The sequence below is a fragment of the Ruminiclostridium papyrosolvens C7 genome, assembly GCF_000421965.1.
GTDB lineage: Bacteria > Bacillota > Clostridia > Acetivibrionales > DSM-1351 > Ruminiclostridium > Ruminiclostridium papyrosolvens_A.
Genome location: NZ_ATAY01000009.1, coordinates 1 through 14,983, shown reverse-complemented (window position 1 = coordinate 14,983; position 14,983 = coordinate 1). Strand labels below are relative to the sequence as shown.

The window sequence follows — 14,983 nt, the reverse complement described above, 5'->3', positions numbered from 1 at the left end:
TAAAATTTATTGTTAAATTTATAACCTTGTCATTTTGTTATTAAATTAAAAGGTAATAAAAGTATATAGAAATAGACTGGATTAATAAAAATGTACTTTTGTTAATATAATTGTCATTAAACTAAAAATATAAAAAAAGGTTACGTAATGTAACCTTTCATCTGTCATAATAATTTATTACGATATTCTGAAGGGGTACAGTTTGTTAACTTTTTAAATACGATATTATAGTGCATATGGTTTTTATACCCTATTCTTTCCGCAATTTCGTAATTTTTTAACGTAGTTTTTCTTAAAAGTTCCTTTGCCTTTTCAACACGTTTAATATTTATATAGTTGGATACAGTCATGTTCATTTCTTTATTAAATAGCCTGCTGATATAACCTTCACTTACATTAAGATAATCACTCAGTAGCTTAAGGCTGATATCTTTTTCATAATTTTTATTAATATATGCAACAGTCTCCCTGACTAAATAGTTACTCAATTCTGTGGATGAAGCCAATAAACTGCCGGACCTTTCTTTGAGCTTCTTCAGATAGCCAATTACATCATTGATATTTTCCCATAAATCTTCATTAACAAATGAACTTTCATCTTCTAAAAACTTGCTAGTTAATGAATATATGATTCTTGACAAAAATGTTTTAAGTGATTTTATGTCTACATATTTATTTGGTTTCAATCCTTCTAAAGCACTAATCAAATAATCTAAAGCACCTTCAAAGCTGATGTTCTCTCCCAATATTTCGTCGGAACTGACAAGTGAATTTACACAAAAGGGAGTTCTGAAATCTATATTGTTTACAAAAAAGTAGTAATTATCAGGAAACAAGAATTTTTGAGTTAGGGACAGAAGTGCCTTCTCAAAAGCTATTCCGGTATTGTTCAAGTCATTGTACATTTCACTGGCAGCAAAGGTTAACTCTACATTTAAATATTTCTTAAAAGTATTTTGAAATCTCTTTATCAACGTAATAGTATTCTGAAAGATATTTTGCTCACTTGTTTCTTGAATATTACTAAGTAAAACAGCATAGAGATTGTCATCCTTGATTACAAATTCACTTCCATTTACATTGCTTAACAATTCCTTTGAAATGTTCTCAATTGAAACTTGCAGAAGTTCCTTCTCGTAGCTGTTATACCTGTTTAAAACTTCTTTATAGTTGTCCACTTCAAATAGGATACATATAATGTTTTTGTTACTGAGTTTTAACCCTAGCGTATTTAAATATCTTGTTAACTCATAATCCTTAAACTGATAACCTTTTAATAATTTACATAAAAATTCATTCTTTTCGTATATCAGCTCTTTTGCAGGCCTTATCCCAATATATTCCGTATCGTTTTCTTTACGCTCAGCTTCAATTGTTTGTTTGACTTCTTTTAATATATCAATAATACTTTCAGGCTCAATTTTATGTTTTAGTATGTAGTCCAGAGCACCATACCGCATAGCGTCTTTTACATACTCAAATTCGTCATGGCAGCTTAGAACTATAACTTTACACTCCTCTTTCCTCTTCTTTAGTTCTTTTAAAACCTCTATTCCATCCATTATTGGCATATTAATATCCAACAGCAATATATCAGGTTTTAGCTCAGCCACCATGTTTAATGTTTTTTCGCCATTATCTGCTTCACCGACAATAACAATGTTTTCTTTTTCCCAATTAATTGAAGACTTAAGTCCTGCTCTTACAAGCATTTCGTCATCAGCAATCAGAATCTTCATTTTTCTCCTCCCCTGTTATTAAAATAGCCGGAATCTCAACATGCACCCTGCTGTTTTCCCCATCCTCTGCCAGTATTTCTACACCGTAGGATTCCCCGAACTCTAGCTTTATCCTTTTGTTTACATTATATAGTCCGATTTTGCTAAACTTCTTTTTTGAACTGTACTCTTCGCTATAAAGTATTTTCCTTACGGTTTCCCGGTCAATACCTTTACCGTTATCAATTACATCATAGATGATTCTGTCGTCATTTCTAACAATGGTAATATTAATGATTCCATTACCGGATAAATCTTCAAATCCGTGTATAATGGCATTCTCAACGATTGGCTGTAATAAAAACTTTAGTGTCATGCACTCCAGCGCTTCATCATCTATTTTATATTCAACAGAGAATTTATCATTGAACCTTAAGTTCATAATATCAAAATAATAATTAAGCTGCTCCAGTTCTTCCCGAATACTTATCAGATTATCCGTATTTTTGGATGCAAAGGTTAACAATTGAATTAATGAGCCTAATGCATTTACAATACCAGTTGAACCCTGTATTTTAGCCATCCACTTTATTGTGTTAAGGGTGTTGTAAAGAAAATGCGGGCTGATTTGTGATTGTAGCGCAATAATTTCGGCATTTCTTTTTTCAGTTTCCTGTTCATATATTTTTTGAATTAAATTTCTCATTTTAGATATCATTCTGTTGAATCCGGAGCTAAGCTCACCTATTTCTCCTCCGGAAATAGATGAAGTAACATTTAAATCTCCATTTTCAACGGATATCATGGAATTTTTAAGCTTTAATACAGGTCTTGTTATACCGGTAGCAATGATAGTAGATACGCTCAAAGCCAGTAATATCAGCACGATACAGAGAAGTACAGTTATATCCCTGATATTATATATCTCACTAAACAATTCATCCTTTGGAGTTATACTGACCACTCTCCATTGGTATAATTCAGATGTAGCAATATTTAAATAAACATCCTCACCGTCGATTGTTGTTTCAGTGGAGCCATCTTGGTTAATGACTTTAGAAAACCCGGGTATAGTGCTGATATTTTCCCCTGAGACTCCTATTCCGCTGCCGTAGATTATATTATTTTTGTTATCAATTACTGCAAATTTACTTTCGGGTGTAAGTGAAATGTCTTTCCACAGTGTCATAATTCTGTCGGCCTTTACGTTTAAAACCGTTACTCCGTAGCTTTTGTTAGTGAACGGGTCTACAATGCTTCTTCCCACAGATATAACATATTCACCATCTGACTGAAGAAAATCCCTGTGGATACCAAATATTACAGCTTTTGCCTCAGCTTTTAAAATATTCTGATACCATTTCTGTGACTTATCCGGATAGCTAATTGTATATTTAGGTATTATGCTTACATTAAAAACATAATCAATATTGTTTGGAACAACTGTAACAGAACCTATGTATTCATTCATATAGAATACACCCTTATAAAGGGATGCATTAGCAGCTTCAACATCATTTAAAATTTCAACGAATTTGTTTTCAGATTTACTATAATCCTTTCGAAGAATGCTGCTAACTGTATCATCTAAACTGGGAAATTCAGATATTTTTGACAAACTTGTTAAGAAATTATCGATATTCTTTACTATCTGTGCATTGCTCTCCTGTGAACTTATAACAACTTTTTCATATAAAGTATTAGAAAAGTAATAATATGAGTAAAATCCCAGAATTACCAGGGGAATTACAATTAAAAGGATATATGAAAATAACAATTTTTTCTTCAAACTCAAGTTTCTATAAAAAGGATACCTTAGACTGTTCCTCATATCATTACCCCAATATGCTAAAATTGATTAGTATAAATAAATTATTCGAAGTGATATAACTGTCACAGGTAGTATATCATATGTAGATTGTCTATGACTAGCTTTACATAAAATCACCACATCCTTTCAATACCTTTATCTGTTATTTTAATGGCGCCCTCTTTTAATAGCCTTCCTACAGCTCTTTTGAAAGCTGCTTTACTCATGTTCAGTTCAGCTTTTATAGCTTCAGGAGAGCTTTTGTCATTGAGAGGAATAGCTCCGCCACTTAATTTAAACATATCCATGATTTTTTGAGAATCACTCTCTATTTCGTTATACGCCTCATTTCTAAGGCTCAATTCCAACTTTCCATCCTGCCTTACCTTTTTAATTCGTACATTAACGCTGTCGCCCTCTTTATAATTACCGTACAATTCCTTATTTGGAATCAGACCTTGATACTTGTTGTCTACAGCCACAAAAGCCCCTAACTCTTTACTAATACTATAGACGGTTCCATTAACTCTATCATTTTCTTTATATGGTGATTCGCTGCTTAACAGATTATATATATTCATAGTTGCACATAATCTGTTGCTGCTATCTATATACAATGCAACTAAATATGAATCACCTGTTTTAACATTCCCCACCTGTTCTCTGAAAGGTAAAAACAAGTCTTTATCCAATCCCCAATCCAGAAAAGCGCCTATATTTGTAGTTTGTATTACTTGTAAAACAGCCAGTTCACCAAGTGTAATCTTTGGTTTTTTCATTGTACATATCATTCTGTCTTCAGAATCCTTATAAACGAATACCTCTATTTCATCGCCCACTTCAACATCTTGTGGCACCTGATTTTTTGGTAATAGGATGTCATCCTTACTTTTATCACTTTTGGTGTTCATATATACCCCAATCTGGGTATTTCTAACTATTTGCAGTTTCTGGCTTTTCCCTAATTCAATCATGTGTCCCGTCCTTAATAAATTATCTTATTATTTTTTAGCCTTAGGTTTCTTTGCTTTAATTTTTTTGGATAACTTAGGAGCTCTGGTATCCTTCCAAACTTTATTCTTCTTTTTCTTCAACTTATCCGGATTTTTAAATGACATTCATTTCACACCTTTCAATAGGATTCTACTATTTTCCCATACTTAGGATACCCTATTTTTATTTGCTGAAAACAGTTTTATCAAATTGCCAAACGTATCCCATATATAATCTTCCTTAGTATACACTTAAATTCTCCTTAATGTTAAAATTTTCTCAAAAAAAGAATGTGAATCTATCAAATTCACATTCCTAGTCACCACATATTTAATTTACCATTTCTGATTTTTCAGTTTTTCAAAAACATCCGTTATAAGTGATAAATCTTTTATTTCATGTTTAACAACTTCTCCGATTTGAATTGGTAGCACAAAATTAATATTTCCACAGTTCACCTTTTTATCATGTAGCAGAAAATAATACACTCTCTCTTGGTCACAATCCTGTATATTATTCAATACACCTATCCGTTTGAGAATATTCTTTATTCTTATTGTTAAAGAACCTTCACATAAACCAAGTTTTTCTGAAATATAACATGCTCCCATAATACCTAAAGCAACGCACTCGCCATGTTTATATTTGTAATCCATGGCACTCTCAATAGCATGGCCGAAGGTATGTCCGAAATTTAAAATTGCACGTTCACCCAAATCCTTCTCATCCCGTTCAATTACACTTTTTTTGATATCACAGTTCCATGCAATGAGTACTTCCATAATATCAGGTTCAAGATTTAAAATCTTATCCAGATTGTCTTCTATGTAGCGGAATAACTCTGCATCCTTAATTATTGCATGAACTAGTATTTCCACCGTTGCGTTCTTCACTTCTTCTTTTGGTAACGTTTTAAGTACTTTGTAATTTGAATATACAAGAGTTGGTTGATAAAATGCTCCTATTATATTTTTTGTTTGGTTTAGATTTACAGCAGTTTTTCCGCCGATACTGCTGTCTACCTGTGCCAGTAAAGAGGTTGGAACATGAATTAACTGTATGCCTCTCATATAAGTGGCCGCTGCAAATCCTGCAAGATCACCAATAACTCCGCCGCCAAAACTCATAACCACATCATGTCTGCAAATTTTATGTTCGATAAAAAATGTATATAATCTCTGTGTCATATCTAAGGATTTACTTTTTTCACCCGGCTCAACAGCATAAACAAACACTTCTTTAAAATGTTTGTTTACAGCTTCTTTAAGCTCAACTATGTGCAGCATTTCCACATTTCTGTCTGCAACAATTACACATTTATTCTTATTATGAGCATACTTCGAAATTAATGAAAAATCTTCTGTTATAACAATGGGATAAGAATATTCTTTTAAATTAACTTTTAATTCTTTCATAATAATATTAGCCCTGATTCTATAAATTTATGAATTAAATTTGCGAATTACATCTATAATGCTATTTATCAGTGCTTCGTCTCCCAAGAGTATATTATGGCTAAGGCAGACAACCTCATCGCTAATGCGTTGGGAATTAGCACAAGCTCCATCCATTCTCCATGCTTCTAGAGGCAGTGTTTTGAATACAGGGAGCTTATGGATACATTCATAGGAGCGGTTTACGGGTATTCCGGCATTCTTTAAATATTCAACAAATTCTGCTCTGGATGCTCCGCCAAAAGCGTTTTTATCATAATAAAACATTACCATATAATGAGGATGAACCGTCATAGCTTCATTTGTTTCCTGCAAAACAATTCCTGGAATATCTTTTAAGCCTTCTGCTAAATATTTATAATTCTTTTCTCTCAATTCGATTTGCTCAGACAGTCTTGAAAGCTGTACTCTTAATATTGCCCCTTGTACTTCCGACAATCTTGCATTGCCTCCTATCAAAACATGCTGATAGGTCGTATCTCCCTCAGCTCTTCCACAATTGGCTTCAAGCAGTACATGATTAAGCAGCTTTTCATCATTACTTAGTATGATGCCACCCTCTCCGGCAGTAATAAGTTTAGCATTTTGAAAACTAAAGGTACTCATTGTGCCAAAGGAACCTGCACTTTTTTCTTTCATCATTGCGCCATGTGCATGTGCAGAATCCTCTATCACAAAAAGATTATGTTTTTTTGCAATTTCATTAATTGCATCCATATCCGCTATTTGCCCTGCCATATGTACCGGAATTACAGCTTTTGTTTTATCGGTTACTGCCTTTTCTATCTTTTCCGGATCGATACAAAAAGTATCTTCTTTTACATCTACCAATACCGGGATGGCTCTTACTGCTAATACAGCAGACACTGTTGAATAAAAGGTAAAATCGGGAACAATTACTTCATCGCCTTCACCAATTCCTAAAGATTTTAAGGCAATTTCCAAAGCAACCGTACCATTGGCAACTGTAAAACCACCTTTACAGCCGTGGTATTGTGCAAATTCATTTTCAAATAATTTTACCTGTGTTCCTGTATTACGCCACCAGCTTCCTGATGATAAAACTTCCTTTACTGCTTCTTCCTCCATTTCATCTGCAAATGGCCACTTTGGTATATTTGTGATTTTTTTACTTTCTTGCATAAATACCTCCAAATAGGTTAAGTCAACTTACATTATTTATTAAATTCATTTTGTATTTTCTTCACCGCACCTACAATTTCCTTTAAGTCCTCTTCATCTCCCTCCAGTGTACGGTGATGAAGCCATACCATGTTTTCTCCGGCGTTATTTGCATTAGTTAAGTCATGTTCTTTCTTTTTGTCATAATTAATATTTCTTCCATTAAAATCGTTTTCAACAAAAAACTTCGTATTTGATAAAACAGGAAAACAAACACATGCCGGGATTCCTTCAGCCTTCAGATATTCAACAAACTCTTCTCTGGGCAATCCCGAAAAAAATGATTTGTCATAGTAAAACATGTACATATAATGGGTAAATATTGTAGCATCTGCCTCTCTCCCCTGCGGCCTAATGCCTTTTACATCTGCAAATAGTTTGTCCAGCTCTGTTGCATGCTTTTCACGCAGCCGATTCAAACCTTCAACACGCTCCATCTGTGCCAAAAGAAGTGCCGCCTGGAATTCATTCATTCTATAATTAGCACCACGTATTACATGTTCATAAATTATGTCATTTTTTGGCCTTCCAACATCCTGAATTACATATGCCTTTTCATAAATATCTTTATTATTTGTAACCATTGCTCCGCCTTCACCACAGGTCATCAATTTTCCGTTTTGAAAGCTGAATATTCCAATATCGCCATAGGAACCGAGTCTCTTATTTTTCCATTCCCCTCCATGACCGTGAGCAGCATCTTCAATTACTATGATGCCGTTTTTCTTTGCTATTTCACAAATCTCCTCCATACGACATCCATGTCCTGCCATATGTACCGGAATTACCGCTTTTGTTCTAGGTGTAATTGCCTGTTCAAACTTTTCAGGAATAATGCACAATGTATCCGGGTCTATATCAACCAATACAGGAGTTGCGTTACAGTTAGTAACTGCAAGACCAGTTGAAATAAACGTCATTCCGGGTACAATAACCTCATCCCCTTCACCAATACCGAATACTGAAAGTGCCAGCTCAATTGCACTTGTACCATTGGTAACTCCAAGGCAATATGAACAGCCTTGAAATTCAGCAAATTTCTTTTCAAATTCTTTAACTTTACTTCCTGTCACCCTCCACCAGTTTTGGCTTTTTACTACATCAGTAACAAGATTTATTTCACGTTCATCGTAAATGGGCCAGTTTGGAAATGGCTTTTGTTTAAATGGAGTTCCTCCATCTCTCGCTAGTACCTTCATTTTCACTTTTCCCTACTTTCTAATCAAATAAATATAAATTCGTTATAATTCAACATTATATATGTTTTCTATCTCAAGCCACGATTTTCCTGCAAAGTGAACATAAAACTCCCATATTTTGTTCAAAATTGTTTTTTATAACTAGGTGTTTAAATATTGCAAAAATTTACTCCATATCTCAATTTAGGGTACCTTTCCATCAACTTCTCCTGCTAATGCTCCTCTGGCCAGTACGGGGCTAATGCTTTCAACAACCTCTTGTATGGATAATAAAAAAACTCACGTCCCATATAAGGACGGGAGTTATTCTCGCGATTCCACCCTACTTGCTGCTCCTGTGCACTTGCACTGATTGTGACGTAATCAACAAATAGCTCAGAGCCGGTCTTTATTAAAGCATAGGGGTTTGAATACTTCCAGCTAATGTAATCAATCTCTGAACCCTTTGTCATATGCCGGACATTCTTTAATGTCTCAATATCGCTATATATTGTTCTGGCCTGGAAATTGGGGTAGATTAAAGAACGTGTATAATTAATAATTATTTCTCTCGAAGTATTTTATCCATAGATTTTCCCTTTGCCAATTCATCAATCAGCTTATCCAAGTACCGAATTTCCTGCATTATCGGCTCCTTAATATCTTCTACCCTAACACCGCAAACAACTCCTTTTATTAAAGTTCGTGATGGGTTTAGGAGGGGAGCATCTTTAAAGAATGTCTCGAAGTCTGTTTGTTTTTTTAATTGTTCCTCAATCTCATCCTGAGTATACCTCGTCAACCAGCGAATAATTTCATCAACTTCTGATTTAGTACGTCCTTTTTTCTCCGCCTTTGCTATATAGAGTGGATAGACACTTGCTAAGCTCATTGAATAGATTTTATGATTTGACATTGCACTTCCTCCTAATAATGTTAAAATTTTCTACTTGTTGAATTCCAAGATCCAAGACCGTTTCATATATACAATCTTTTAACCCTCACAAAAAGGATTAGAAATCAGCTTTCCAGTGGTCCACCCTATCTTACCGTTATTTTGTAAATAAGTCTTAAGATTTCTTTGCAGGGTAGTATCTTCCGGCAATTCCTCTAAGGGAATATCTCTGCCTCCATATACCCAATCCATAAAACCTAAACTATCCTCTTCAATATGTTCAATTTCAAAGGATTTCTGGAATTGCAATATTCTAGAGTTTTCAGGCAAAACATTCTTTAATGTTGGTGCAAGTAACCATGAACCACAAACCATATCTACTCCCGCAAAATCAGGATAATACTTCTTAAAGAAATCTAATGCTTCCAGATAGGATTTGCGAAGCTTGCCAATTGTCATATCGGCATCCGCCGGTATATGAATATCAATCCAGAACCGATTGTCTTTCATTCTCATTTCATATTCAAGCTCTCCAATTCGATATTCCACCATAGAAATCTGACGAACAGCCCACCACGCCCAGACATAACGAAAGCTTCCATGTCTATCCTTATGGTCCTGTAGAAATCTCGTAAAAAACTTCATGGTAGCAATAAATATTTCTTTCGATATACCAAGTTCCTCGTATTTATCATAAGTATCACATACACAACGTAACTGGCAGGTTAAAATTTTCATTCCATCCTCATCAGACCCTAACAAAGATTTCAAGCGCTCAAGTGCACCCTCCCAACATTCCGGGTGCTTCATTTGCTCTAACTCCTGTTCCATACCTTTAAAATCTATATTTTTCTCGAACTCAATTAACTTCTCCTGAACTTCCATTTGTATCTCTAGCAAATTACAAAGCTCGATTAATTTCATTATGCATTTTCTCCATTTTCTTTTCATCTTAATTTAATTTCTTAATATTACAATGCGCACAAAATTCCATAGCCTGCACCTAATATTGAGATTCTACTCGATGTATTAGCTTATCAATGACGGACCAACATTTGAAGACATTCTTCATCATGAGCTAATTTTGAATACCTGCTTTTGTCCTCCCTTTTGTTAATTAACAAAACAGATATTAATTTTAGCTCATTATGTTATTATAAGCGTACCTATACAATATAAACAGTCTGCAATAATTTATCACATCATGCTATAATTATATTGAGAAGGTTATTTTATTGTACACTATACATTTTTAGGTTAAATTGACTACAATACCCGTTGTGATTTTCAACGGATCAACACCATCCGGAATTGCAACCTTTCTCTCAACATATACGTTAAAGCTACTGTCGTTTACAGTACATCCGTATAGTCCACGGACGGTACCATAAGGGTAAAGCCGCCGTGTAAACGTGTGTTGCGTGGACAAAAATGATGTCGTGAAGACCCACTAATTTCTTGGTGGAGGGGTATTTTTCTCTAAAAACGGGTTATAATGATTCGCCTTTTCGAATACTAACCTCCGCACTTTACATCGGAAACTATCATTTCTGTCAGACACTTTGAAGTGCTACTACAACTTTACCAGTAAGTAAAAATTGTGCGCAATAAAACTTTCAAACTTGTTGTGGTTTGAGAGCTTTATTCTGAACAATTATTCAATTGTATTGATAAAGTCTTTTTCCATGATTAATCCGGATTTACAGTACACCGTGTAGTTCTTTCATCCTTGATGACTATCCGTTCAATCATCTGATTCAGTACTGATTTGGTTAAATCACTAATACCAAACTCTGATTTATCAGCTAATAGGCAATTCTCTAATGTAGCTTTTGTTTTCGATGCGTTACTATATTTTTTGCTGCCCCTGTTATTGATAAAAAATTTAAAAACGAACATCGGGGAGCTTCATACTTTCCTGATTTTATGGATTACACAGTCATTTTCGGCACTTGGTAGTGCAATGACCAACTTTGCGCTGGTAATCTGGTCTTATCAGCAGCAAGGGTCGGCTCTTACCACCTCGTTGTTGGCCCTCTGTTCCTATGCACCGTATCGTAATCCAGTACACTGCCAAAAGTATTTAAGGCCTACCCCATAGCGAACTTCCATCGCCTAGGTGTGCTCCATGCGTGACACAAAAAAAGGAACAGGAGAGAAATTAATTATACCTCTTCCTGTTCCTTTTCTAAGATTATTTCACTTTACTGAAACTGCTTCGCCTTTTTCATCTAAGACGTAATCATTTGTTGTCCAAGAACAAATCTGGCAAGATATTGTATAAATAACGATCCACACAGGTCCAGTTATGAGCTCCGCCCTTCAATGTTATGTAATAGAAGTTACCCTTTCTAAGATCTGCTGAATAAACAAACGTATCAGTAAGTTTCTTCATCTCAGCAATCTGGGAATTCATTCCATTATAAGCTAAATCAGCTGTACCTGTTGCACAGAAGATTCGTATATCATCTTTTGTATAACCCGCTTTTTTAGCGATTTCAGCTAAATATTTAGCTTTGATCTCATCATCGGTCCCTGTGAAATTATATCCTTCTTTCTTTATTGAGTCTACATCCTGCCAGCACCATAAACTAATTGGAACATAGTATTTAAAATAATTTATGCTATAAATGTAGTTATACCAAGTGCAGGCAGAACCCATGGAGAATCCAGCAACAGCTCTGTGATTTCTTGCTGCAAGCAAGTCTTTTTCATTGTTAGACTGAGCATATACATTAAATTTTCCTTCGATTGTAGGTATGATATCCTTCACTAATTCATTATGGAAATTCTTAATACGGAACATTCCATCTTCGTTCTGTCTCTCAGCAGTATATGGAGCTGTATTATACCAAGTAGGAGTAACGATAATCATTGGCTTCATCTTACCAGCAGCAATCAAATTATCAACTGCTCTCATAAGCTCAGTATTCTGACCAACACCGCCAAAAGCAGTATGCTGACTCTCGGAATTACCATGAATCAGGTATACTATATCATATTTCTTATTTTTATCGTTGGCATCATATCCATGAGGAAGATATACAAGCATATACTTGTCTAAAGCTTTTGCCTCTTGATCGTAAGTATTTGTTTTGTAGTCAACTCTTACGATAGATCCTCTTATGCTCTCAGGATCTGACGTCTTGTATGCCTTTGGTATATCTCTACACTCTTTTTCATCAAAGGATAAGTCGTTATGTACCAAATTATCAATGGCAGCTTGTAATTTAATAAGCAAGTCGTCAAATTTTGCTTGTGTTGAAGCTTTGTTAGCAATCGCAGCTTCTGAATCTTTAATTAGTGTGTCAACTGCATTACCATTAGAATAGCGTTTCAGTTCGATATCCTTTGCACTCATGACTAAGGATTTCAAATCATAAAAGTTTGGTTTTGATACAGAATTGAGGCCTTTACCAGTTAAAAGCATTTGACCAAACTTTTTTGTATCCTGATAAGCAGTACCCGTAGTATCAAATATATTCATAGTAGCTATTCTTGTACTTCCTGTTGCATCATTGATCTGACCTTCCATACCCATTACCTTACCATTGGCCGGGGTCTGAGATAATGCAACGCGGCCTTCAATTACATAACCGCCTGCTACTGTCTTTGCAGCTGTATACAGATTTGTTAAATCACCATGGTCAGTGGATCTCTCATTTTTAAAATTAACTCTAAACTGACTATCATCGCCTTCATATGTCCCACATCTCTTATTATCTTCGTCCAGGAAAAATTCTACGCTATCTTTTTCATAAACATTACTGGAAGCATCGGAAACGTTAGCATCCTTTACTTCAGTCAGGAAATAAACAGCATTATCATCCCACAACACCCTCATGGTTGCTGTTGTATTCGTACTGCCGGAACTTAGCTTTGTAAATTTTACCGGTTCAGCAAGCTTCCAAGCACCTTCAATGTCTCCGTCAATACTATCCGGCGAGCCATAGTAAGCAACAACTCTTCCGCTGGCATCTAAACCATTAGCATCTACTGTAACCCTTGGAGTCCCTTGGTCCCCATTAGTTGCCTTATCATACCCGAGCTTTTGAGCAAGAGTCTTCGTTCCGCCGGCAACTGGCTTATCAAGAGCTTCCTTAAGTGCAGTTACCAAATTGGCATTGCTTATCTGACCTTTTACAGTACTGATCTTGGTAAGACCCTTTTCAGCTGCAAACTTAATTGTGTTTGCATACGTAAAGTCTTTTCCTGCTTTGTAACCCAATGCTTCAAGAATTATCTTGTAAATCATCTGAGCGGTCGCCGGGCCGTTAGGATCAAATCTGCCTCCGCCCATACCAACCCATCCCAACTGCGGATTAGCCTTGAGATATGCTAAAATATTTCTTCCTTCTTTCCATGCTAATAAATCAGCATCAGCAAAGTTCTCTTTAGATGAAAATTTAAGAGCCTCTGCCTCTAATCCACACAATTTAAGAAAGATTACTGCCGCCTGAATTCTTGTAGTTCCTTTTGCAAGGTAAACGGTATTTACACCATTTCCATCACCTTTAATTACATTAAGCTTTTCCAAATATTGTGCATCAGTCTGTGCGTTAGCAAATGCAGGTATCGATAATGTTGCGAGTACGCATATTGCTAAGACTATTGCAATTAACTTTTTGAGATTTCTCATACTCTCAAATCCTCCTGATAGAATAAATATTAAGGTTACCTTCTATAGCCTTGATCTTCATTGAATATCAAAACTATATAATATATCTTTAAGCAATGACTCCTAGAGCTCTTCAGAGACTGCTTCAAAGATCTTCTCAAGTATTTCAACAAAGCCAAACGCAATTACTTTTGGAAAAATTGGTTATTTACAAACCTTTATAACTTAATACTTACATTGTATTTTTATCCAACCCACAACTATCACAATTTTGAACTAATTACCATAACTTTTGAAGTATAAACTCAACATTTTTTTGCTTTTGACTTAATATGTTGTATTTAACATATTATCAGGAGGTTTTTTAAGTTATCTTATTATTTATTTCTTGTACCTTTTGGGGATTTTTATCCACTATGGGTATAAGACCTATTTCAGGAATATTTTCACGTATTTTCTCCATATTTATACTATCACAAAGTAATTGGATGCTCATTTTAAAAATCATACTATCTGACCTTATTAGAATAAAATAGGCGCTGTAAAACGGCATTTATCTATTATTTACATAAAATATTACATTTTTTATAAATTTCTATAAATTCTATTTAAAAAAGAACCGCTAATTAATTGACCGTTTTATAAAAGTTCTATTATAATTTCTTTCAAGCCAACAATACTTGTAAAATAAATCAATATTGCTAATATTGATTTATGTGCAAAACTAAAAACCCCACTCCTGCTCAATCCATAGCAAAAGTGGGGTTACCCATATCATCCTTCTTTACAATTTTCATCAAATCGTTATGTCTTCAATATCTATATCATAATCCAATACACTGCCAAAACCGTAGCTTGCATAAACAGAAGGACTGTTTTAAGAAATCAACAAATTCCTGTTTATCTACACGCTTTTTAAAGTGACAGATCCCTTTGGCATGCTATTAATAGTTCAAGCATGGACTCTGAAATCTTCTTTGTCCTCTATAAAATCGGCCAAAAAATCAGGCCGAAAAGTGCACTTTCGAGTCCCTATTTCAGCTCAATTTTTGTTCCAAAATCACAATATCTTGTGGTCAAACCCTACTTTTTATCCTCAAAGCCACATCTTGTCATCAGTATTACCTCTTTAACG

General features: G+C 34.8%; 10 protein-coding genes and 1 pseudogene. 1 reads left to right on the top strand and 10 read right to left on the bottom strand.

The genetic code is table 11. The features are described from left to right. Nucleotides 1-164 precede the first annotated feature (164 nt). From L323_RS22785 to L323_RS41230, 9 genes are all read right to left on the bottom strand, one after another. Nucleotides 165-1,739 carry a response regulator transcription factor gene (locus L323_RS22785; RefSeq protein ID WP_020813951.1) on the bottom strand — a complete coding sequence of 525 codons (1,575 nt, stop codon included), beginning with the start codon at nucleotides 1,737-1,739 and terminating at the stop codon, nucleotides 165-167. Then, a complete protein-coding gene (locus L323_RS22780; RefSeq protein ID WP_020813950.1) occupies nucleotides 1,720-3,549 on the bottom strand; it encodes a sensor histidine kinase in 1,830 nt (609 codons plus the stop codon). The genes L323_RS22785 and L323_RS22780 overlap by 20 nt, the downstream gene beginning before the upstream one ends. Before the next feature lie 113 nt (nucleotides 3,550-3,662). Continuing rightward, nucleotides 3,663-4,502, bottom strand: coding sequence for a CvfB family protein (locus tag L323_RS22775; protein WP_020813949.1), 840 nt, complete (start codon nucleotides 4,500-4,502; stop codon nucleotides 3,663-3,665). Between the two features lie 354 nt (nucleotides 4,503-4,856). Next, nucleotides 4,857-5,936, bottom strand: a complete 1,080-nt coding sequence (aroB, locus tag L323_RS22770) for a 3-dehydroquinate synthase (protein ID WP_020813947.1) — start codon at nucleotides 5,934-5,936, stop codon at nucleotides 4,857-4,859. 27 nt (nucleotides 5,937-5,963) lie between these two features. After that, a complete protein-coding gene (locus L323_RS22765; RefSeq protein WP_020813946.1) occupies nucleotides 5,964-7,118 on the bottom strand; it encodes a DegT/DnrJ/EryC1/StrS family aminotransferase in 1,155 nt (384 codons plus the stop codon). Nucleotides 7,119-7,150: 32 nt separating this feature from the next. After that, entirely contained in the window at nucleotides 7,151-8,356 is a 1,206-nt protein-coding gene (locus L323_RS22760; protein WP_020813945.1) for a DegT/DnrJ/EryC1/StrS family aminotransferase, read from the bottom strand. 541 nt (nucleotides 8,357-8,897) lie between these two features. Then, the gene (locus tag L323_RS22750) at nucleotides 8,898-9,251 is read right to left on the bottom strand and encodes a DUF2200 domain-containing protein (RefSeq protein ID WP_020813943.1); all 354 of its coding nucleotides are present in this window, start codon (nucleotides 9,249-9,251) and stop codon (nucleotides 8,898-8,900) included. 78 nt (nucleotides 9,252-9,329) lie between these two features. Next, the gene (locus L323_RS22745; protein ID WP_020813942.1) at nucleotides 9,330-10,154 is read right to left on the bottom strand and encodes an acyltransferase domain-containing protein; all 825 of its coding nucleotides are present in this window, start codon (nucleotides 10,152-10,154) and stop codon (nucleotides 9,330-9,332) included. A 765-nt stretch (nucleotides 10,155-10,919) separates the two neighbouring features. Continuing rightward, nucleotides 10,920-11,129 carry a hypothetical protein gene (locus L323_RS41230; protein WP_020813941.1) on the bottom strand — a complete coding sequence of 70 codons (210 nt, stop codon included), beginning with the start codon at nucleotides 11,127-11,129 and terminating at the stop codon, nucleotides 10,920-10,922. Here L323_RS41230 and L323_RS41560 point away from each other — a divergent pair. After that, nucleotides 11,104-11,286 (top strand): annotated as a pseudogene (locus L323_RS41560) (MFS transporter); the annotation flags it as partial. The gene L323_RS41230 and the pseudogene L323_RS41560 sit on opposite strands and share 26 nt — an antisense overlap. A gap of 186 nt (nucleotides 11,287-11,472) precedes the next feature. Here L323_RS41560 and L323_RS22735 read toward each other — a convergent pair. Continuing rightward, complete coding sequence (locus L323_RS22735; protein ID WP_020813940.1) at nucleotides 11,473-13,869, bottom strand: sugar-binding protein; 2,397 nt, start codon at nucleotides 13,867-13,869, stop codon at nucleotides 11,473-11,475. Nucleotides 13,870-14,983: the final 1,114 nt, after the last annotated feature.

Coding starts and splice junctions, on each gene's coding strand:
- L323_RS22775 (WP_020813949.1), bottom strand. CDS start 4,502: ATGATTGAATTAGGGAAAAGCCAGAAACTGCAAATAGTTAGAAATACC.
- L323_RS22765 (WP_020813946.1), bottom strand. CDS start 7,118: ATGCAAGAAAGTAAAAAAATCACAAATATACCAAAGTGGCCATTTGCA.
- L323_RS22735 (WP_020813940.1), bottom strand. CDS start 13,869: ATGAGAAATCTCAAAAAGTTAATTGCAATAGTCTTAGCAATATGCGTA.
- aroB (WP_020813947.1), bottom strand. CDS start 5,936: ATGAAAGAATTAAAAGTTAATTTAAAAGAATATTCTTATCCCATTGTT.
- L323_RS22780 (WP_020813950.1), bottom strand. CDS start 3,549: ATGAGGAACAGTCTAAGGTATCCTTTTTATAGAAACTTGAGTTTGAAG.
- L323_RS22750 (WP_020813943.1), bottom strand. CDS start 9,251: ATGTCAAATCATAAAATCTATTCAATGAGCTTAGCAAGTGTCTATCCA.
- L323_RS22745 (WP_020813942.1), bottom strand. CDS start 10,154: ATGAAATTAATCGAGCTTTGTAATTTGCTAGAGATACAAATGGAAGTT.
- L323_RS22760 (WP_020813945.1), bottom strand. CDS start 8,356: ATGAAGGTACTAGCGAGAGATGGAGGAACTCCATTTAAACAAAAGCCA.
- L323_RS22785 (WP_020813951.1), bottom strand. CDS start 1,739: ATGAAGATTCTGATTGCTGATGACGAAATGCTTGTAAGAGCAGGACTT.
- L323_RS41230 (WP_020813941.1), bottom strand. CDS start 11,129: ATGTTCGTTTTTAAATTTTTTATCAATAACAGGGGCAGCAAAAAATAT.